The sequence below is a fragment of the Microvirga pakistanensis genome, from assembly GCF_004458765.1.
GTDB lineage: Bacteria > Pseudomonadota > Alphaproteobacteria > Rhizobiales > Beijerinckiaceae > Microvirga > Microvirga pakistanensis.
The window spans coordinates 1-223 of sequence record NZ_SPJX01000035.1; the positions used below are offsets into that span (position 1 = coordinate 1).

General features: G+C 63.7%; 1 protein-coding gene. It reads right to left on the reverse strand.

What is annotated here, in order from left to right; genetic code table 11:
* The coding region (locus E4K09_RS02465) for an enoyl-CoA hydratase-related protein (RefSeq protein ID WP_244610329.1) at positions 1-223 on the reverse strand (223 nt) is incomplete at both ends.

The window sequence follows — 223 nt, forward strand, 5'->3', positions numbered from 1 at the left end:
ACGAAATTCTCGGCGAAGACGGCGCTCTCGGCGGCGATGCGGATGTCGCAGGCGCAGGTGATGTCAAATCCGGCGCCATAGGCGGGCCCATTGACCGCAGCGATGGTTGGACCCTCGAGGTTGTAGAGCTTGGCGATGGTTTTCTGAATTCCGGCCCTGTACCGGTCCCGCAGCTCCCCAGGCGATCCGGCGAAACTCCCGGCGCGGTCCCTCATCTCCTTGA